The sequence below is a fragment of the Bacteroidales bacterium genome, from assembly GCA_016709865.1.
Lineage (GTDB): Bacteria > Bacteroidota > Bacteroidia > Bacteroidales > VadinHA17 > LD21.
In genome coordinates this window covers 1510257-1529349 of the sequence record JADJLX010000005.1, presented here as the reverse complement: position 1 = coordinate 1529349, position 19093 = coordinate 1510257, and the positions used below count along the sequence as shown (strand labels likewise).

At 39.6% G+C, this 19093-nt stretch carries 18 protein-coding genes; 8 read left to right on the top strand and 10 right to left on the bottom strand.

Annotated elements, in window-relative coordinates; genetic code table 11:
- Positions 1-20: 20 nt before the first annotated feature.
- Entirely contained in the window at positions 21-1019 is a 999-nt protein-coding gene (locus IPJ16_14870; protein MBK7628457.1) for a type IX secretion system membrane protein PorP/SprF, read from the top strand.
- Positions 1020-1178: 159 nt separating this feature from the next.
- Positions 1179-2198: an endonuclease/exonuclease/phosphatase family protein gene (locus IPJ16_14865; protein ID MBK7628456.1), complete on the top strand. Its 1020-nt coding sequence runs from the start codon at positions 1179-1181 to the stop codon at positions 2196-2198.
- On the opposite strand, the gene IPJ16_14860 is transcribed toward IPJ16_14865, so the two are convergent.
- Positions 2167-3597 (bottom strand): HD domain-containing protein, encoded by a 1431-nt coding sequence (locus IPJ16_14860; protein MBK7628455.1) that lies wholly within the window; start codon positions 3595-3597, stop codon positions 2167-2169. The genes IPJ16_14865 and IPJ16_14860 overlap by 32 nt on opposite strands.
- Positions 3598-3747: 150 nt before the next feature.
- On the opposite strand from IPJ16_14860, the gene trxA reads away from it, so the two are divergent.
- The gene (gene trxA / locus IPJ16_14855) at positions 3748-4107 is read left to right on the top strand and encodes a thioredoxin (GenBank protein MBK7628454.1); all 360 of its coding nucleotides are present in this window, start codon (positions 3748-3750) and stop codon (positions 4105-4107) included.
- A gap of 179 nt (positions 4108-4286) precedes the next feature.
- Here the strand turns inward: trxA and xseB are convergent, their stop codons facing one another.
- The 5 genes from xseB to dnaK form a co-directional block, all read right to left on the bottom strand.
- Complete coding sequence (xseB, locus tag IPJ16_14850) at positions 4287-4484, bottom strand: exodeoxyribonuclease VII small subunit (GenBank protein MBK7628453.1); 198 nt, start codon at positions 4482-4484, stop codon at positions 4287-4289.
- Between the two features lie 46 nt (positions 4485-4530).
- Positions 4531-5769, bottom strand: coding sequence for an exodeoxyribonuclease VII large subunit (xseA, locus tag IPJ16_14845; protein ID MBK7628452.1), 1239 nt, complete (start codon positions 5767-5769; stop codon positions 4531-4533).
- Complete coding sequence (locus IPJ16_14840; protein ID MBK7628451.1) at positions 5769-7421, bottom strand: S8 family peptidase; 1653 nt, start codon at positions 7419-7421, stop codon at positions 5769-5771. Before IPJ16_14840 ends, xseA begins: the two co-directional genes overlap by 1 nt.
- Positions 7421-8209, bottom strand: a complete 789-nt coding sequence (locus tag IPJ16_14835) for a toxin-antitoxin system YwqK family antitoxin (protein ID MBK7628450.1) — start codon at positions 8207-8209, stop codon at positions 7421-7423. The genes IPJ16_14840 and IPJ16_14835 overlap by 1 nt, the downstream gene beginning before the upstream one ends.
- 86 nt (positions 8210-8295) lie before the next feature.
- The gene (gene dnaK / locus IPJ16_14830; GenBank protein MBK7628449.1) at positions 8296-10206 is read right to left on the bottom strand and encodes a molecular chaperone DnaK; all 1911 of its coding nucleotides are present in this window, start codon (positions 10204-10206) and stop codon (positions 8296-8298) included.
- A 216-nt stretch (positions 10207-10422) separates the two neighbouring features.
- Here dnaK and panB point away from each other — a divergent pair, with 216 nt between their 5' ends.
- On the top strand, positions 10423-11238 hold the full coding sequence (gene panB / locus IPJ16_14825; GenBank protein ID MBK7628448.1) for a 3-methyl-2-oxobutanoate hydroxymethyltransferase: 816 nt from the start codon (positions 10423-10425) through the stop codon (positions 11236-11238).
- Between the two features lie 11 nt (positions 11239-11249).
- Positions 11250-11930 (top strand): RNA pseudouridine synthase, encoded by a 681-nt coding sequence (locus IPJ16_14820; GenBank protein ID MBK7628447.1) that lies wholly within the window; start codon positions 11250-11252, stop codon positions 11928-11930.
- Positions 11931-12086: 156 nt separating this feature from the next.
- Here the strand turns inward: IPJ16_14820 and IPJ16_14815 are convergent, their stop codons facing one another.
- Positions 12087-12746: a hypothetical protein gene (locus tag IPJ16_14815; GenBank protein MBK7628446.1), complete on the bottom strand. Its 660-nt coding sequence runs from the start codon at positions 12744-12746 to the stop codon at positions 12087-12089.
- A 133-nt stretch (positions 12747-12879) separates the two neighbouring features.
- Here IPJ16_14815 and IPJ16_14810 point away from each other — a divergent pair, with 133 nt between their 5' ends.
- Positions 12880-14520 carry a HAMP domain-containing histidine kinase gene (locus IPJ16_14810; GenBank protein MBK7628445.1) on the top strand — a complete coding sequence of 547 codons (1641 nt, stop codon included), beginning with the start codon at positions 12880-12882 and terminating at the stop codon, positions 14518-14520.
- Position 14521: 1 nt separating this feature from the next.
- Positions 14522-15217: a response regulator transcription factor gene (locus IPJ16_14805; GenBank protein ID MBK7628444.1), complete on the top strand. Its 696-nt coding sequence runs from the start codon at positions 14522-14524 to the stop codon at positions 15215-15217.
- On the opposite strand, the gene cdd is transcribed toward IPJ16_14805, so the two are convergent.
- A complete protein-coding gene (gene cdd / locus IPJ16_14800) occupies positions 15204-15701 on the bottom strand; it encodes a cytidine deaminase (GenBank protein ID MBK7628443.1) in 498 nt (165 codons plus the stop codon). The genes IPJ16_14805 and cdd overlap by 14 nt on opposite strands.
- Before the next feature lie 271 nt (positions 15702-15972).
- On the opposite strand from cdd, the gene IPJ16_14795 reads away from it, so the two are divergent.
- Positions 15973-16851 (top strand): glucosaminidase domain-containing protein, encoded by an 879-nt coding sequence (locus IPJ16_14795; protein MBK7628442.1) that lies wholly within the window; start codon positions 15973-15975, stop codon positions 16849-16851.
- Here IPJ16_14795 and IPJ16_14790 read toward each other — a convergent pair.
- Positions 16844-17809, bottom strand: a complete 966-nt coding sequence (locus tag IPJ16_14790; GenBank protein MBK7628441.1) for a methionyl-tRNA formyltransferase — start codon at positions 17807-17809, stop codon at positions 16844-16846. The genes IPJ16_14795 and IPJ16_14790 overlap by 8 nt on opposite strands.
- Before the next feature lie 41 nt (positions 17810-17850).
- Complete coding sequence (locus tag IPJ16_14785) at positions 17851-19083, bottom strand: bifunctional 3,4-dihydroxy-2-butanone-4-phosphate synthase/GTP cyclohydrolase II (protein ID MBK7628440.1); 1233 nt, start codon at positions 19081-19083, stop codon at positions 17851-17853.
- Positions 19084-19093: the final 10 nt, after the last annotated feature.

The window sequence follows — 19093 nt, the reverse complement described above, 5'->3', positions numbered from 1 at the left end:
ATATTTCGTCACTTAATTTTATGAGGTATTTTAGAAGCATACTACCAGCAATTGTTCTCAGTTTCATTTTTGGAACGGCAATAGCACAGCAGGTACCGATGTATAGTCAGTATGTAATGAATGGATTTTTAATAAATCCATCATTTGCAGGCCGCGATGGTTATACCACAGTGAACCTGACTGTAAGAGAACAATGGGTTGGTATGTCAGGGGCCCCAAGCACATATGCAGTCAGTGGTCAGACCCGTCTCCTTAAAAACAGTTACATTTCTAAATCCACATCGGTAAGGAAAAAACTTGTTAAGCCAACAAAAGGTGGTAAAGTAGGTCTGGGCGGGTACATCTTTAATGATAATAACGGAATCATGAAACGAACCGGTGCCCAGGCAGCCTATGCTTACCATATTGGGATGGGACAATCGGGAGGTTATCCAAATGACCTGGCCTTTGGTCTCGCATTGACTGCTTACCAGTTCTCAATAAATACAGACGGGCTGATTTTTGATCCCGATGATCCATTGCTGAATTCTTACGACAGATCAGTATTCATTACGGACTTTAATTTTGGAGCAAGTTTTACTACTTCGAAGTATTATGTTGGCATGGCAATGACTAATCTGCTGAGAGGCTCGTTAATATTTGGTGATACTTCAGCTACCAAAAGAAATGAACTTGGACATTTCTTTCTTACCGGTGGCTATAAGTTTCCTCTAAACAATGATTTTACTCTTGAACCTGCAGCATTCATAAAATCGTCTGACATGCTTTTCAAATCGGTGCAGATGGACCTTACAGCCAGAGTATTTTATAAAGATAATTACTGGGCAGGTCTCTCATGGAGAACTAATGATGCTTTGATAATGCTGATGGGATTGAAGTATGACCGTTTTATATTTGCATATGCCTTCGACTTCACTCTGACAGATATCAGAAAGCAGAGTATGGGTTCCCACGAACTGACCCTGGCAGTCAAGTTTGGCGAAAGTGCCAGGAGATACAGATGGATAACACCATTCTAAATACATGAATTAAAACTTAAGCCCTGATCACTTTGAATCAGGGCTTTTTTTTTGTAGTAATGTTATTTTTCTGGCCCTGCAAAGAAATATATTTGGATCACTGAATATTAAATCCTTCAGCAGATTGCTATGTACGGAACTATCTTAAAATTATTATTGTTGATTTTTATCCTGTGTTTACCAGGAACAAATATTGGTTTTTCCCAGACTGAAGAATTAAATAGTTTAAGGCTGATGTTCTATAATGTAGAAAACCTGTTTGACATTTTTGACGACACACTTAAAAACGATAATGATTTTCTTCCAAGCGGTGTATTGAGATGGAACCAGACACGATATCGTAATAAAATCAATTCTCTTTATAAAACAATAATCATGGCAGGTGAATGGGCTCCGCCTGAAATTGTTGCGATGAGTGAGGTTGAGAACAGGAAAGTCCTTGAAGACCTTATTTATGGGACATACTTATCAAAATATAAATACCGTATAGTACATGAGGATTCACCCGATCAGAGAGGTATAGATGTTTGCCTGATTTACAGAAGTGATCTGTTAAGTCTGATTTCTGCAGAATACTGGATGCCAGAGGGTGTTAAAGAGGAAAATTTCACAACCAGAAAAGTACTTTATTCGAAGTTTGCTCTGCAGAAGGATACTCTTCATCTTATCGCGAATCACTGGCCATCAAGAAGGGGAGGAGTTCTTGCAGGAGAAAGTATGAGGTTAAATATTGCAAAGATGGTGAGGGAAAAAACGGATTCAATAATACTGAGCAGCCACTTTGTGAGCAAGGTCATTATTATGGGAGATTTCAACAGCACTCCTGATGATCAGGAAATACAAGTTCTGACAACTGATCCATTGTCTTCAGGTCGCCTGATAAACATTTCTGAAAAGCATGCCGGAGAGGGAAATGGAACTTATCGTTATCAGGGCACCTGGGAAATGATTGATCAGGTGCTTATATCGGAGTCTTTGTTAAGATCAACGGCAGGATTTTACGCTGAATCAGACTGCTTTTCAATTTTAAAATCAGATGTTCTTCTGATGAAAGATCCTAAATATCCGGGTTTTACACCTTATTCTACATATCGGGGTTACAGGTATCAGGGTGGATTCAGCGACCATCTGCCTGTTTTACTTAAACTCAGTCTGCTGAAGACGATTCATCAAGAGTAAGCCCTATCTCTTTTCCCTTTTGCAGCATAAGTCTTCGTGCTGCATCATGTTCATTTGGGATTATGCCGTCAAGTATTGCTTCCCTGATAGCATTCTTTATTATTCCCACCTCTTTGCCCGGTTTAATTCCGAAGGTCTTTATAATTTCACTTCCATCTACAGGCGGCTGAAAATTCCTTACAGCATCTTTTTCTTCAATCTCCTTAAGTTTTATTCTTACGAGTCTGAAGTTCTCCAGGTGCTTGGTCTTCTTTGCTTCATTCTTAGATGTTATGTCTGCTTCGCACAAGACCATAAGATCATCAACATCGTCACCTGCTTCGAATAGCAATCTTCTTACAGCTGAGTCCGTTACAACCTCCTGTGATAGTACAATAGGACGGAGATGCAGATCTACAAGTTTCTGGACATATTTCATTTTTTCATTAAGAGGAAGCCTTAGTCTTCTGAAGATTTCAGGTATCATCTTTGCACCCATATACTCATGTCCATGGAATGACCAGCCTGTATCATCCTGATATCTTTTAGTTGCCGGTTTGGCAATATCATGAAGCAGGGCGGCCCACCTTAACCAGAGATTATCAGTGTTTTTGCTTATGTTGTCAAGTACTTTAACAGAATGCAAAAAATTATCCTTATGTGCTTTACCCTCTTTGGTTTCAACTCCTTTCAGATTATCCAGTTCAGGAAAGACAATTTTAAGCAGACCTGATTTCTCAAGCAGGATAAAACCTTTTGAAGGATGGTCGCACATAATTATCTTATTCAGCTCTGTAACAATCCTCTCAGGCGATACGATCTTTATCCGTTCCGCATTTTCAGCTATCGATTTGAAGGTCCTTTCCTCAATGCTGAAATTCAGCTGTGTTGCAAAGCGTATGGCTCTCATCATCCTCAACGGATCATCTGAGAAAGTGGTATCAGGTTCAAGCGGGGTCCTTATGATCTTGTTCTTAAGATCGGTAATACCATCAAACGGATCAAGAAATTTACCAAAAGTCTCCTTGTTGATACTGATTGCCAGTGCATTAATTGTGAAATCCCGCCTTTTCTGGTCATCTTCCAAAGATCCGTTTTCAACAATTGGTTTACGTGAACCTCTGTCGTATGACTCTTTTCGTGCACCAACAAACTCAATCTCATAATCTCCATGCCGAAACATTGCAGTTCCAAAATTCTTAAATACGCTGACTTTTATTTTGGGATTTATTTTTCTGGCTGCTTTTCTCGCGATGTCAATACCGCTTCCAACCACTACGATATCAATGTCCTTATCAGCATGATCTCTTTTAAGCAGACAGTCTCTTACCCATCCGCCAATAACATATGCCTCTGTTTTCTCAGATGTTACCACTTCAGAAAGTAACTCAAATATTTTGTCATTTAGACATATGTTCATATATAGATATGACAATTTGTTATTAATTCCTGACAAAGTTACAATTAATACTCTATTTTTTGTAACTTATGCATTTAATGGTTTATTGGCATAAAGGTTGTGAGATATTAAACAAACTGAAATTCTGAATGTTTAATAAATAAAATCCAAATGGTAGAGCATTTAACAAAAGAGACGTTTTTGAATAAAGTATTCGATTACGAGAAAAATAAAGAGTGGAAATTTGAAGGCACAAAACCTTGTGTAATTGATTTTTATGCGGACTGGTGTGGTCCATGTAAAATGGTAGCACCTGTGCTTGAAGAGCTTTCCAAAGACTTTGACGGGAAACTTAATGTTTACAAAGTTAATACTGAGGAGGAGCAGGAACTGGCATCAGCTTTTGGTATAAGAAGCATCCCTTCATTTCTGTTCGTACCTGCTGAGGGTCAACCACAAATGGCTATGGGAGCACTCCCGAAAGAAACGTTTGTTAAAGCTTTTAAAGATGTACTTGGTGTAGAGAAATAGGCTATTCGTCAAAAACCAGTATTATTTCAGGAAATATATTCAAAATACCGTAACAATTCTAAGCCAACCAGCGTTTAACTATTAAGAAGGTAGTAACTATAAGTTACAAGAGTTTTTTTCATGGATTTAGGTTTAGGGTAGTAAAGAAGTAAATCAGGACTTTGGTCCTGATTTATTTTTTATGCCAAATCCCTGAAGATACTGTTGATTTCATCTTCAGTCGATTTCAGTTTTTTCTGGCATTGCTTTATAAGTTCTGAAGCACGTTTTACCTCAACTGACAGCTTATCAACGTCAAGTTCTCCACCCTCTATGTTTTGCAGTATTTCTTCAATTTCAGATACTGCATCATTGAATGAAAATTCCTTCTTTGCCATATATATTAATTTTATAATTAACTAGTCATTGCGAGACCGATGATTTCTATCTAATAACCTTACTCCTCGCTGTCCCGTTACTAAACCTGGTATCAATCACATCTCCTTCCATTAAATCCGCTTTTGACTTAATAATTTTGCCATTATGCGATGTTATCGTATAACCTCTCTTCAGAACATTGTCCGGATTCAGAATATTAAGAGAAACTTCAAGAACATTCAGTTTTGAATTCATTAAATTAGTGTAATTCAGGGTTTTGTTTTTCAGACTGGTAAGAAGCGATTCAATCGAATACATTTTTGTTTGTGAATATGATTTTGCTGCCGCTGTTAGTCTGGCTGCATGATTTGTCAGTACCAGTCCGGCCCCTGAGGTATACTGTACTGAAATCTCTCTGATTCTCTGCCACATCTCATAAATATGGTTTTCGGCGTCAGACAGACACCCAATGATGAATTCGGCTGACGCTGTAGGTGTTTTTAGTGACTTATATGCAACCAGATCTGTAACAGACATATCCTTATCATGTCCAATACCTGTAATTACCGGTAAAGGAAACTGGGTGATATGGTAAGCAATATTATAATTATCGAACCAGCTTAGATCAGCCTGAGAACCTCCGCCTCTGATAATTACAACCAGGTCGAATTGTTCTGAATTGTCAGCAATTTTGTTCAGAGCATTAATAATATCATTTTCCAGATCTGATCCCTGCATAGCACTGTCAAACAGGGCTGTATAGAAGGTGTATCCGAAGCTGTTACCTTTAAGCTGCTTTATGAAATCAGTATATCCTGCTGCATTTTTTGAGGAAATGACAGCTATCCTCTGGGGAGCATATGGAAAGTCAATTTCCTTATTCATTGTGATTACGCCTTCTTTTTCGAGTCTGTGAATGATTTGCTGACGTTTCATAGCCAGCTCACCTACTGTAAATGCCGGATCTATGTCGGTAATCACAAGACTGAGTCCGTATATCTCGTGGTATTCAATTTTAGCTTTTACAAGTACCTTTAATCCTTCTTTAATCGATTCCCCTGTAATATTTTCAAACAGTGATTTGATAAACCTGTATCTGTTGCTCCATATTATTGCCTTAATCTTTGCCCTTACATTATTCTCATCCGGATGCTTTTCAATCAGTTCCAGATAGCAATGCCCTGAGCTGTTTTCTTTAATCTCTGAAATCTCGGCTATAACCCAATACATTTCCGGTAAGGCTATGTACAAAGAGTCTCTGATTAATAGCTGCAGATCTGTAAGAGTCAGTTTTTCGCTCATCATTAGTTATTTATCTTAACTACTTTGTGAACACTTGTTCCTGTATCTGTTGTAATCCTTACCAGGTATATCCCCTGATTGTGGTTCTGAAGTTCTGTAATACTTATTCTCCTTCCGGCGTATTGAGGAAACTCTTTTCTGATGATCAATGTGCCCGACATTGAAAACACTTCGATAGTTATTTTACTGTCAGGTTCCTTTAATATGAACTCAAAATAGCCTGTGGTAGGATTTGGCGCTGCTACCGGATTCTCTTCAGGAACTCTTAAATATTTGTCCTGAAGTTTATTGAGGGCGGTAACCATATTGGGGATCCCATATCCATATAATGAGTCAGGTGTATTGACTCTGTCAGCGCTGGATCTGATAGCTTCTATGATATCATAATTCCCGGCTTCAGGTACTGCCTGAATAAGACATGCTGCCATGCCGCTCAATACGGGGCATGAGAATGATGTTCCATTTCCCCTTGTAAAAGAGGCCACGGCAGTCTGGAGCGGAACACTCACACCCATAGTCGATATATCAGGCTTTACTCTTCTGTCGTAGGAGGGTCCGGCTGAAGAGAAGTCCGAAATCAGATTGTTTCCCTGGACAGCTCCTGAAGCCAGAACACTGTCGCCATCTGACGGGAATATTATTCTTTTCCACACCTTGTTCCTCTCATTGCCTGCACTGTTGACAACGAGTATCCCTTTTGCAGCTGCGATGTCAGCAGCTATGGTTATAAAAGCATTATTTCCGTTTAGGTCACTGTATTTATAATTCATGGCAGGGTCGTCAAAATTATAATATCCCAGAGATGAGGTAATAATATCAACTCCTGCACTGTCGGCGTACTCTGCACCAGCTATCCAGAAATCCTCTTCACACGGGTATTCTGACCCGGTGTCTTCAGTTTTGAGAAGAATATAATCAGCACCAGCGGCTGTACCGGCAATAAACCCGGAAGCTTTTCCGGCAAGTATCGACAGAACGGCTGTGCCATGAGTACTTGAATTATAGACATATCCTGTATTGTTAACAAAGTCGTAAGTATACTTTATGCCATTTCTGGTTCTCAGGTGGCTCAGTGATGAGATCTTATCGGCTAGCATAAATCCTCCATCAAGTACTGCAATAAGGACATTGCTGCCGTTGTATCCGGAGTTATGCAAAGGGTAGCCGTTCACCATGGTTATCGGGCGGTCGAAGGCAGAAAAATCATCTGCAATCTCCTGAAAATCAAGTTTATTAGTGAAGCTGCTCTTGATGCCTGGTCTTTTAACAATCCTTACCTCAGCTACAAAAGGAAGATTCTGAATTGCAGTTATGTTTATTGGAAGGTCAGACCTGAAAACAGCACTATTCATCCATTTTGATTTACAATGAAGTGAAAGCCCTGTCGACTTTATCTGACTCAGATATCCCTGCCAGACAGGAAGATCTTTCATATCCGGATGTGTGATCCCAATTTTACTGCGTCTTTTAATTGCTCTTGGCGATACCACCGATTCGAGAGTTGTATTATCCGGATTGTTATCTCCCTTATCTTTAAAATATACTCTGTAGAAATATGCATTGCTTTGCCCATTTGCAGGAAATGAGACAGTTAGCAACAAAAGAGCTGCCAGAATTACTATAGCATTTCTATATGGATGCAAAGAAAGGATCATTATCTTATTATCTCCGAATTTTCCGGATCGGCAATTTTACCCATATTCAGTTCAAGTGAATCTAGAAAGTTAGATTCCTCAAGTTCCAGTCTGCGATCTGTAGTTATTCCGTTAATGTATTCCAATGCATATTTCAATGACCCTTTATTATTGAAGATGAGCCATTTTCCGTTCCTTAAGTCGTTTTTATACTCTCCTGAGAACTGTATGGCCCCGTTTTCGTACCACGATTCAAATAATCCATTCACTTTTCCATTGACATAAGTTGCTTTCAGGCATACTTTACCGTCAGGATAATACTTTATCCATTCACCATGTTTTACATTGTTTACATAAGTTACTTTTTCAGCAACAGTACTATCGGGATAAAAAGTAAGTGAAATGCCATTTCGTATATTCTTAATGTATTGTTCTTCACTCAGAAGGTATCCGCTGACTATTTGAGAGAAGAATTTCCATTTTCCTTCTTTTAACTGGTTAACATACTTACCTCTGGATGCTAAATATCCGTTTGGATGATAGAGTTCTGCCGCAGCTTCCTTTCCGTCCTTGCTATAGATGAGAACCGATTTCAGAGTTTTATCATCATAGTACCTTTTAAACTCCCCGACCGGATGATCATCACTGAAGAATCCTTCATACATAGTATTACCATTAGGGTACTTTTTTTCCCAACGGCCCTGTTTCATCCCTCTTGTGTCGGTAATATTTATTTTGGTATCAGTCTGACAGTTTGCCGCGACAGATATTACCAGAAAAGCTATGATTGATAAGGTCTTTACATTCATATACTGCTAACGTAAAATTATCTATAAAAGTACAAAAAAAAGAGGTTGAATTTCTTCGACCTCTTTTCTCTATGATTATTGAATATTTACTTTACTTCTTCAAAGTCAACATCTGTAACTTCTTCATTACCTGATTTAGTGTTGCCTGATGTAGGTTGTTCCGGACCAGGCTGAGCTGTAGGCTGTCCTGCACCCTGTGCAGTCTTGTACATCTCTTCCGAAGCTACCTGCCATACTGAATTCAGTTCAGCAAGGGATTTGTCTATAGCATCAACATCCTGAGCTTTATGAGCTTCCTTGAGTTTAGCCAGTGCTGCCTCAATAGCCGGCTTTTTGTCTGCCGGAAGTTTGTCACCAAATTCCTTAAGCTGTTTTTCAGTTGTAAAGATCATACTGTCAGCAGTATTTATCTTCTCAACTTTTGCTTTCGCCAGACTGTCAGCTTCTGCATTGGCTTTAGCCTCGTCTCTCATCCTTTTTATCTCATCATCGCTAAGCCCGGAAGATGCTTCAATTCTGATCCTCTGCTCTTTGCCTGTTCCCCTGTCTTTCGCACCTACGTGAAGAATACCATTTGCATCTATGTCGAAAGATACCTCGATCTGAGGAACCCCTCTTGGGGCCGGAGGAATGCCATCGAGATGGAATCGTCCGATTGTTTTATTCCCTGCTGCCATTGGTCTTTCGCCCTGAAGAACATGAATTTCAACTGATGGCTGACTGTCGGCTGCTGTTGTGAATACCTCTGTCTTTTTGGTTGGTATTGTTGTGTTTGATTCGATCAGCTTGGTCATGACACCACCCATTGTTTCGATTCCGAGAGAAAGCGGAGTAACGTCGAGCAGAAGTACATCTTTTACCTCACCAGTGAGAACTCCACCCTGAATAGCTGCACCAATAGCGACCACTTCATCGGGGTTAACTCCCTTGGAAGGAACTCTTCCGAAGAATTTCTCAACGAGCTGCTGTATTGCAGGTATACGTGTTGATCCTCCAACAAGAAGTACCTCATCAATCTCAGTTACTTTAAGTCCTGAATCCTTAAGAGCCAGTTTACAAGGTTCGATACATGCCTGAATAAGCTTATCGCATATTTTCTCAAAGTTGGCACGTGTAAGTGTTTTTACAAGGTGTTTTGGAATTCCGTCAACCGGCATTATATAAGGAAGGTTGATTTCGGTGGTAGTTGAGCTTGATAGTTCAATCTTGGCTTTCTCTGCAGCCTCTTTCAGACGCTGTAAAGCCATAGGATCTTTTCTAAGGTCAACACCTTCATCCTTAAGGAATTCTTCTGCCATCCAGTCGATGATCATATGATCAAAGTCGTCACCGCCAAGGTGAGTGTCACCATTTGTCGATTTTACCTCAAATACGCCGTCGCCCAGCTCAAGAATTGATATATCAAATGTTCCGCCGCCAAGGTCAAACACTGCAATTTTAAGATCCTGTGATTTTTTGTCAAGGCCATATGCAAGTGAAGCAGCAGTAGGCTCATTAATTATCCTTTTTACATTTAGTCCGGCAATCTCACCAGCCTCTTTTGTAGCCTGACGCTGAGAATCGCTGAAATATGCAGGAACAGTTATAACAGCCTCTGTAACTTCCTGTCCGAGATAATCTTCTGCAGTCTTCTTCATCTTTTGAAGGATCATTGCAGATATCTCCTGAGGTGAATACATTCGGTTATCTATTTTTACCCTGGGTGTATTATTATCCCCTTTAACCACTGTATAGGATACCCTTTTAATCTCTTTTGTTACCTTATCATATGTCTCGCCCATGAACCTTTTTATCGAGAACACAGTATTCTTAGCGTTGGTTATTGCCTGCCGTTTAGCCGGATCTCCCACTTTTCTTTCTCCTCCATCAATGAATGCTACTATCGAAGGGGTGGTTCTTTTTCCCTCACTGTTCGGGATTACAACTGGTTCATTGCCCTCCATTACTGAAACGCATGAATTTGTTGTTCCGAGATCGATGCCAATTATTTTTCCCATTTTATTATAGTTTAAAAATTTTCAGTTTGTTAATTTGGATAAGCAATGATTATGCCATTGTGAAAAAATTAATTTTTCAGGTAAATATGACTTAAGTTGTGACAAAACGACAGAGATTCTGTCTGGGTCTGCCAAATCAAAAAGAAGTATGAGCTGATATGAATCATCCGATACAATTCTGTAACTTTGTCGGCTGGAATCAACACTTTAATTATTATGTCGATACATAAAACTGTCAAAAGAGTAACCACTCATGTTCTAAATGAGATGAAGCTCAAAGGTGAAAAGATTGCCATGTTAACGGCTTACGATTATTCCATTGCCAGAATCATCGATGAAGCAGAAATAGATGTTATTCTGGTAGGTGACTCTGCCTCAAATGTAATGGCAGGTTATGATACAACTCTGCCGATTACACTCGACAATATGATTTACCATGCTGCTTCTGTTGTCAGAGGCGTTAAGAGAGCGCTGGTAGTAGTTGATCTTCCCTTTGGAACATATCAGGGAAACTCCAAGGAAGCTTTGGCTTCATCAATAAGGATAATGAAAGAAACAGGCGCCCATGCAGTTAAGCTTGAAGGAGGTTTTCAGGTAGTTGAATCAATCGAAAGAATACTGTCAGCAGGTATTCCTGTGATGGGGCATCTCGGACTCACCCCGCAGGCAATACATAAGTTCGGGACATATGTTGTGAGGGCAAAGGAGGAAGAGGAAGCACGCCGGCTGATGGAGGATGCCAGGTTACTTGAGCAGACAGGTTGTTTTGCTGTAGTTCTGGAAAAGATACCGGCGAGACTGGCAGAAGAGGTTACAGTAAGTTTAAAGATCCCGGTTATCGGCATAGGGGCCGGAGGAAAATGTGATGGTCAGGTTCTTGTTCTTCACGATATGCTTGGTATTACACAGGAGTTTTCTCCAAGATTCCTCAGGAGGTATCATAACCTCCATACCGAGATCAAAGGGGCTGTCCAGGCGTATATTACAGATGTAAGATCGCAGGATTTTCCTAACGAAAAGGAGCAGTATTAATAATAATTCAGATGGCAGAAATACTATACGAGGACAATCATATTATTGCTGTTTATAAAAGATCCTCAGATCTGGCACAGGGCGATAAAACCGGTGATGTATCACTCGATACCGAGGTAAAAAAATATCTTGCTGAGAAATATAAAAAGCCTGGAGAGGTTTTTCTGGGTGTGGTTCACAGGCTCGACAGACCAGTAAGCGGAGTCCTGCTTTATGCCCGTACTTCAAAAGCACTTGAGAGGCTCAATGAGATGTTCAGGGATAAGCAGGTGAAGAAAACTTACCTTGCTATTGTAAAGGAGCGTCCTCCTGAGGATGAGGCCACTATTACACATTTTCTGAAGAAAAACGAGGCACAGAATAAAAGCTATGTCTTTGATACAGAGGTGAAGGGTTCGAAATCTGCCAGTCTTACATACAGATTAAAAGGAAGATCTGAGCGTTTTTATATGCTAGAAATAGAGCTACATACAGGAAGACATCACCAGATCAGAGCTCAGCTGGCAAAAATTGGCTGCCCGATAAAAGGTGACCTGAAATACGGATTCCAGAGATCAAATGAAGACGGAAGTATAAGCCTGTTTGCCCGGAAGGTTGAATTTATTCACCCTGTCAAAAAGGAACCGGTATCAATCATTGGCCACTTCCCTGAAGGTGATATCTGGTCTGTCTTTATGGATTCGGTAAAATAATACCTCTTTTGTGTCTGAATTAATTAACCGCAGAGAACGCAAAGGCCTTCGCGAGCTCAGGCTGTCGCAGAGAACCGCTGAGAAATCCTTAAAACAATTTACTCTGCGTACCTCTGCGAAAACTCTGTGGCCCTAAGCGGTAAAAGAAAATTTTAATTACTTTTTTACAGCCTTTTTTGTTGAAACTTTTCCAGCTCCATCTGTATCAGCTTCAGGAGGCTGAACTCCCATTTTCTGTTGAATCTCTTTTACAAGCTCCTTTACTTTTGTTTCATCATTACCTTCAACAGTAACTACAATGCCATCTTTTGCAATGATTGACCTGGTTTCATATTCAGGTGATTCGTTGTCATCCTTGGAAACTGTTACACTGTAAGTTTTCTCTATCTTTTTATCGTTACTCTTCCCGTCGCTGATATAAATAGTTCTTTCAGTCTTTTCGTTTTTTCCCTCAGAATCCTTTACTGTCCATGTAGCATCATCGGAGCTGACAACAGTAACTGACCTGGAGTCTTTTGCGGGTTCATCACCGTCGGAGGATACATATACATAAACATTACCGGATCCGTCCGTATGCCTGTTAATCTTTTCAACTCCGGAATGGCCTATAAAAACCATCTTTCCTCCTTTAACAATAACAGTATCTTTGGTTAGTCCGTCTTTAATAAGGGTATCAATAACGACTTTGGTACCCGATCCGTCATCTACAATAACTTTAATTTTCTGTTCACTCTTCTTCTCCTGTGCTGTTATACCGGAAAATGGTATAAGGCAAACTATGAATGAGAGCGTCAGAATTGTTAGAAATCTTTTCATGGCTTATAGATTTTGTTAATAATAGATCAAAAGTACGGCAATCTGCAAAATGATCGGTTAATGTTAGGTTAATTAGAGTTAATGAAAAGTTAAATAGCTAATAAGCAATTGCTTTAAATTTTATTTTTGTGCTATGAATAAGATGCGATTCACAGGACTTATCATAATGATGATCTTTTCGGTCATTGGTATTATCTGGGTTCAGATAGTATGGATAACAAATGCTATACGTATTCAGAATAACGGATTTAATTATAATGTTTCACTGGCTCTTAGTAATGCTGCAAATGATATCGAGCAATCACGAAAAATGAATTTCTTCAACAACTTCATGTTGAATGACCCCTTAGCTCTCGGAAATAATCCAGGGGATATAACAGGGTATATGAGTATAGGTACTTACTCTTCTGAGCCGGGAAGCAAATTCAGTGTCAGGATTACAAATCAGACAATAAGCAGTAACTACGATACAGGGAAGGTTACAACAATTAATAAATCGTATACATATAATGGTGACACATCAATTGTTTCTGATTCACTCTCTTTTGTTGTTGCTGCTCCCGATAAATCCGGGAATCTTAAAATAGTCAAAAGCGGCGATAGTCACAGCACAAGTTCCAGGGCTGATTATATAAGACAATCGGAATTTCTTGAATGGGTAAAGAAAAGGTCGAATGAGTTTCAGAATATGAGCAATCAGATGATATCTGAAATATACTCCTGGGAAAAAACTCTCGAACTCGATAACAAAGAAATAGATTTTAATCTGAAGCGATCTCTGCAATATGCACAAATTGAGACTCCTTATGAGTTTGCTATTATTAAAAACGGGGTGGTTCAGAATATGTCGGGTAAGAAACCCCAGAAGAATGATTTTCTGAAGAGTAAATATAAGATCCAGTTATTTCCTGATAATCTGATTAGGCAGGATCTCATCCTTTCAGTCGTATTCCCTGAGAGGGCTAATTATGTTCTGGGTAACATGGTCTGGATCCTTGGCGGTTCCCTGCTTTTCTCACTGTTCATTCTGGCAACTTTCGCCCTGAGTCTGTACTTTATTATACGACAGAAAAAGATCTCCGAGATGAAATCGGATTTCATAAATAATATGACTCATGAGTTCAAGACACCAATCGCTACTATATCGCTGGCGGCAGATACAATAACAAATGCCAAAGTTATCAACGACGAGAAAAGTGTAAGACACTTCATCGGTATGATCAAGAAAGAGAATGCCCGCATGAATAAGAAGGTTGAGACTATCCTGCAAATTGCATCACTTGATAAAAAGGAGATTGAATTCAGATTTGAGAATGTTTCAATACATTCTGTAATTGATCACGCAATTGAATCTATAGATATTCAGGTACAGCAGCGTAACGGGACTATTTCTCTTAATCTTAATGCTGATAATCCCATTATTTATGGTGATAATGAGCATTTGTTAAACCTTGTTAATAACCTTCTCGATAATGCCATAAAGTATTCGCCTGAATCCCCGGAGATTACTGTTTCTACAATAAATAATGAGAAAGGTGTAATTTTGTCTGTTGAGGATAAAGGAATAGGTATGTCAAAAGCAGTTCAGAGCAAGATTTTTGAAAGGTTTTACCGGCAGAGTTCAGGGAATGTGCACGATGTAAAAGGATTCGGACTGGGATTAAACTATGCCAGGGCTATTATTGATGCGCACAAAGGCAGCATAACTGTATTCAGTGAACCCGGTAAAGGAAGCCGGTTCGAGATATTTTTACCATTTAACTGGGAGAACTAATATGAGTAACAAACCTGTTAAGATTTTTCTTGTTGAGGATGATCTGAGTTTTGGTTCAGTCCTTAAGTCATACCTTGAGATAAATGACTATTCCGTTGAATGGGTCGACGATGGCAAGTACGCACTTGACCATTTCAGAAAAGGAACCTTCAATATCTGCATCCTGGACGTTATGCTTCCTCATGTTGATGGTTTTACTATTGCACAGGAGATTCGTCAGATAAATAATGAGGTACCGATTATCTTTCTAACTGCGAAAAAGCTAAAAGAGGACGTGCTTAAAGGTTATGGAGTAGGGGGCGATGATTATATCACAAAGCCTTTTGACACAGATATTTTACTTGCTAAAATCCGTGCTATCCTTTCGAGACGTGACTTTCAGGATGGTACAAGAGATATATACGAAATAGGTAAGTTTATATTCAACTCCAGGCTCAGGACTCTCACAATGGGAGAAGATGAAAAAAAGTTGTCTCCGAAGGAATCCCAGTTGCTTGAATTACTTGCAGTAAATCCAAACGCGCTTATAAGCAGAGAGTTGGCACTTAAAAAAATATGGGGATCAGATGACTATTTTACAGCCAGAAGCATGGATGTTTATGTCACAAAACTGAGGAAGTTTCTGTCAGAAGATCCTAATCTGAATATCAAGAATATTCATGGTGCAGGTTTCCAGCTTATTGTCAGGGAAGAGTAACTTTTAAGTTTTCTTTATTAAACTGTAATGGCAGCAAATCGCTTACACTGTCAATTATTACTGTTTTATTTTTGCCTGAAAGAATAATCCTGATTTTACTTCCAATCCTTGATTCTTCTTCTGCTATTACCTGTCTGCAATTCCCGCAGGGTGATGGAAAATCATTTGTTATTCCTTCAGATGTCATCGATACAATCGCAATTGTCACAGGCTTGTCTTTCGGATGATTTGATATCGAATTAGCCAGAGCACTCCTTTCTGCACAAATGCCTGAAGGGAATGCTGCATTTTCAACATTTGCACCGCTGATAATCAGACCACTCTCCAATTTAACAGCAGCTCCGACTCTGAATTTGGAATATGGAGCATATGCCTTCCCGGCAGATTCCAGGGCAACTGCAATAAGCTGCCTGTCACTATCTTTAAGTTCCTCACTCTTTTCAAATTCTGTGTAGGAAAATGATATACTTCTGGTTTTTGTCATAACACCCTAACTCAGTTTGGATTACAAAAGTAGTAATAAAGTTCGAAGTGCCTAGAGTTTGGAGTGCCTAAAGTTTAACTGACTGTACGGATTGTTAATAACCTTTATGCACTTCGGATAACTCAGGGCATTTTAGAACCTTTTATTTATTTATTTTGCAGAAAACAGACCATACATGCGGATTAGCGTTACATCTTTATTAATTGTTATTATTGTCGGATTTACTTCCTGTAAAACTTATAAGCCTGTTGTTTCCACATCAGGGTCGGGTATGTCGGCCCGGGATTATATTGACACATATAAAGATCTGGCTATAAGCGAGATGAAGAGAACGGGCATTCCTGCAAGTATTACACTGGCACAGGGAATGATTGAGTCAGATTTTGGAAGGAGCCGACTTGCTGTTGAAGCAAATAATCATTTTGGAATTAAGTGCCATAACGACTGGACAGGCCAGACTATTCGTCACCATGATGATAAAAGAAATGAATGTTTCAGGAAATATAAGAAAGTTGCTGAATCATATTATGATCATTCTGATTTTCTGAAATCTGGTTCGCGTTATACTTCTCTTTTTGACCTTGATGTTACAGACTATAAAGGATGGGCCAGGGGATTGAAAAAGGCAGGGTATGCAACAAATCCCGATTATGCAAACATGTTAATCAGAAATATAGAGGAGAATAATCTCATGGCACTTGACAGGGGCAGAAGTGTCACAACAGAAACTGTCATTACTTCGCCAAATACTCCGGTTGTGAATACGAATGTAAATAGTGAAGTGGCTGCACGTGTGCCAAGAATTATGGAGAATAACAGGATCCAATATATTATTGTGAGAGATGGCGATACCAGGGAAAAGATTGAGAAGGAGTTTCAGTTGCTCAGATGGGAATTGCCTAAATACAATGAACTAAATGACAGTTTCGTACCTGTTTCCGGACAGATACTCTATCTGCAGCCGAAAAGGGATAAGGCAGAGCCGGGTAAGGATTACTATACTACAGCAGAGGGAGATACAATGTATCTTATTTCGCAAAAATTTGGGATAAAGATTAAAAGTCTTTATGAGATGAACCGTATTGATGAGGGAACTGAACCCGGACCAGGAAAGAAACTGTGGTTAAGAAGCCTTAAACCTGTCAATTAATTTTGATTTCGTATTCATTTATCCTGAATCCTCTGAGGAATTCAACAGTATTCATTTTTACCTTACCTTCAAGCTGCAGGGTAACGATATTTATAAATCCGTCTCTGCAGGCAATCTTCAGGTAATGCTTACCGTCTGAAATAATATGCCCTGGTCTTAAGGAGTGCATTGCATTTTCTGGATAACCTTCAAATACTTTAAAAGAATATGTGTTAGACTCTTTAATAAAAACTGACCTGGCACATGGATAGGGAGCCAGTCCCCTTATGAAGTTATTCAGTGCGACAGGATCTTTTGTCCAGTCTATAACACAAAAGTCGGGATTTATTTTAGGAGCATTTTTCAGAATAGTACCGGGTTTGATGAGCTCTGACTGTGAGGCAGGTTTGATACTGTTCTCTGAAATATCTGAAAGAGTTCTAATTACCAGACGGGCTCCGTGTTTCATTAGTCTGTCGTGGAGGTCACCGGCATTTTCAAAAGGAAAGATCTGTATCTCCTCTCTTAAAAGGATTTTTCCTGTATCTATTTTTTCATCAATAAAAAATGTTGTTACACCTGTGTACTGCTCACCGTTTATAATAGCATGATTTATAGGAGCTGCGCCACGATAGTCGGGCAGGAGTGATGCATGCAGGTTTATTGTCCCGATTGATGGAATTTTCCATACTGATTCAGGAAGCATTCTGAAAGCAACAACAATGAAGAGATCTGCTTTTAAGTCTTTAAGTGATTGAATAAATCCAAGATCTTTTAGATTGGCTGGCTGCATTATGGGCAGGTAGCTGAATTCGGCAAATTCCTTAACTGCACTTTTTGTAACTTTTCTGCCTCTTCCTGCAGGTTTGTCGGGGCTTGTAACAACACCAACCACATTAAATCCATTCATAAGCAGCGATCCGAGAGTTGCAACCGCAAACTCAGGTGTTCCCATAAAGACAATCCTGAGGTTTTTCATGAATGGTCAGATCTTAATAATTTTCAAAAATAGCAAAATTCTTAATCCTTAACAATATGTTTGTAGCAGGTGAGATCGTGCCCCATTTTGTTTGCTTTTGTCTCAAGATAGAATTTATTGTAGGGATTGGATTCAATTATTAGAGGAATCGTTTCGGTGATTTTTATACCATAACCTTCGAGGCCGGCACGTTTTACCGGATTATTTGAAATCAGGCGTATCTTTCCAAGTCCCAGTTCGCGCATTATGCTGGCGCCTACACCATAGTCGCGCTCATCTTCCCCGAATCCAAGTTTAAGATTTGCCTGAACAGTATCCATTCCTTCATCCTGAAGCCTGTAAGCTTTTATTTTATTAAGAAGCCCGATGCCCCTGCCTTCCTGGCTGAGATAAATAACAACTCCTTTTCCTTCCTTTTCAACCATTGCCATGGCCTTCTGAAGTTGTTGTCCGCAATCGCATCTCATCGATCCGAATATATCGCCGGTGAAGCATGATGAGTGTAGTCTGACCATTACCGGTTCATCTTTTGTCCAGGTGCCTTTGATAAGAGCGGCATGTTCCAGTCCATTACTTATTTGTCGGAATGGGATAAACTCAAAATCGCCTTTGTCAGTTGGCAGATGTACCTTATCTCCTTTTTCGATAATCGAGTCCCTGTCGAGCGTATATGTAATAAGGTCCTTTATAGTAATGATCTTTATGCCGAATTTTTCGCTTATAATCTGAAGATCGTCCATTCGGGCCATTGTGCCGTCATCATTCATAATTTCAACGAGAGCACCTCCCGGCTGAAGTCCTGCCATCCTTGTCAGGTCAACAACAGCTTCTGTATGCCCTGCTCTTCTCAGTACTCCTTTTGCTTTAGCTTTAAGGGGAAAGATATGACCCGGACGGGCAAGATCAGATGGTTTGGTAGAAGGATCCACCAGGGCCTTGATGGTCAAAGCCCGGTCTTTGGCTGAGACACCTGTGGTTGTTTCGTTGTTAAGCAAGTCGACAGAAACAGTAAACTGAGTCTCGTGTAACGAAGTATTTATGCCAACCATTAGATCAAGGTTCAGCTCTTCGCATCTCTCCTCAGGTAATGCTGCACAGATTAATCCACGACCATGCTTGGCCATGAAATTGACTTTTTCGGGAGTAATAAGCTCTGCAGAGCAGATAAAATCACCCTCATTCTCCCTGTCCTCATCATCAACGACAATCAGTAATTTTCCGTTCCTGATATCCTCAATCCCTTCTTCAATTGTATTTAACTTAAAACCGTTCATTTTAGAAATA

Excerpts from the sequence above, each read along its gene's own strand:
- xseA (MBK7628452.1), bottom strand. The coding sequence starts at position 5,769 with ATGATGAGCGAAAAACTGACTCTTACAGATCTGCAGCTATTAATCAGA.
- IPJ16_14835 (MBK7628450.1), bottom strand. The coding sequence starts at position 8,209 with ATGAATGTAAAGACCTTATCAATCATAGCTTTTCTGGTAATATCTGTC.
- IPJ16_14785 (MBK7628440.1), bottom strand. The coding sequence starts at position 19,083 with ATGAACGGTTTTAAGTTAAATACAATTGAAGAAGGGATTGAGGATATC.
- xseB (MBK7628453.1), bottom strand. The coding sequence starts at position 4,484 with ATGGCAAAGAAGGAATTTTCATTCAATGATGCAGTATCTGAAATTGAA.
- IPJ16_14815 (MBK7628446.1), bottom strand. The coding sequence starts at position 12,746 with ATGAAAAGATTTCTAACAATTCTGACGCTCTCATTCATAGTTTGCCTT.
- trxA (MBK7628454.1), top strand. The coding sequence starts at position 3,748 with ATGGTAGAGCATTTAACAAAAGAGACGTTTTTGAATAAAGTATTCGAT.
- IPJ16_14870 (MBK7628457.1), top strand. The coding sequence starts at position 21 with ATGAGGTATTTTAGAAGCATACTACCAGCAATTGTTCTCAGTTTCATT.
- IPJ16_14810 (MBK7628445.1), top strand. The coding sequence starts at position 12,880 with ATGAATAAGATGCGATTCACAGGACTTATCATAATGATGATCTTTTCG.
- IPJ16_14790 (MBK7628441.1), bottom strand. The coding sequence starts at position 17,809 with ATGAAAAACCTCAGGATTGTCTTTATGGGAACACCTGAGTTTGCGGTT.
- panB (MBK7628448.1), top strand. The coding sequence starts at position 10,423 with ATGTCGATACATAAAACTGTCAAAAGAGTAACCACTCATGTTCTAAAT.
- IPJ16_14840 (MBK7628451.1), bottom strand. The coding sequence starts at position 7,421 with ATGATCCTTTCTTTGCATCCATATAGAAATGCTATAGTAATTCTGGCA.
- IPJ16_14860 (MBK7628455.1), bottom strand. The coding sequence starts at position 3,597 with ATGAACATATGTCTAAATGACAAAATATTTGAGTTACTTTCTGAAGTG.
- IPJ16_14795 (MBK7628442.1), top strand. The coding sequence starts at position 15,973 with ATGTCGGCCCGGGATTATATTGACACATATAAAGATCTGGCTATAAGC.
- dnaK (MBK7628449.1), bottom strand. The coding sequence starts at position 10,206 with ATGGGAAAAATAATTGGCATCGATCTCGGAACAACAAATTCATGCGTT.
- cdd (MBK7628443.1), bottom strand. The coding sequence starts at position 15,701 with ATGACAAAAACCAGAAGTATATCATTTTCCTACACAGAATTTGAAAAG.
- IPJ16_14805 (MBK7628444.1), top strand. The coding sequence starts at position 14,522 with ATGAGTAACAAACCTGTTAAGATTTTTCTTGTTGAGGATGATCTGAGT.
- IPJ16_14820 (MBK7628447.1), top strand. The coding sequence starts at position 11,250 with ATGGCAGAAATACTATACGAGGACAATCATATTATTGCTGTTTATAAA.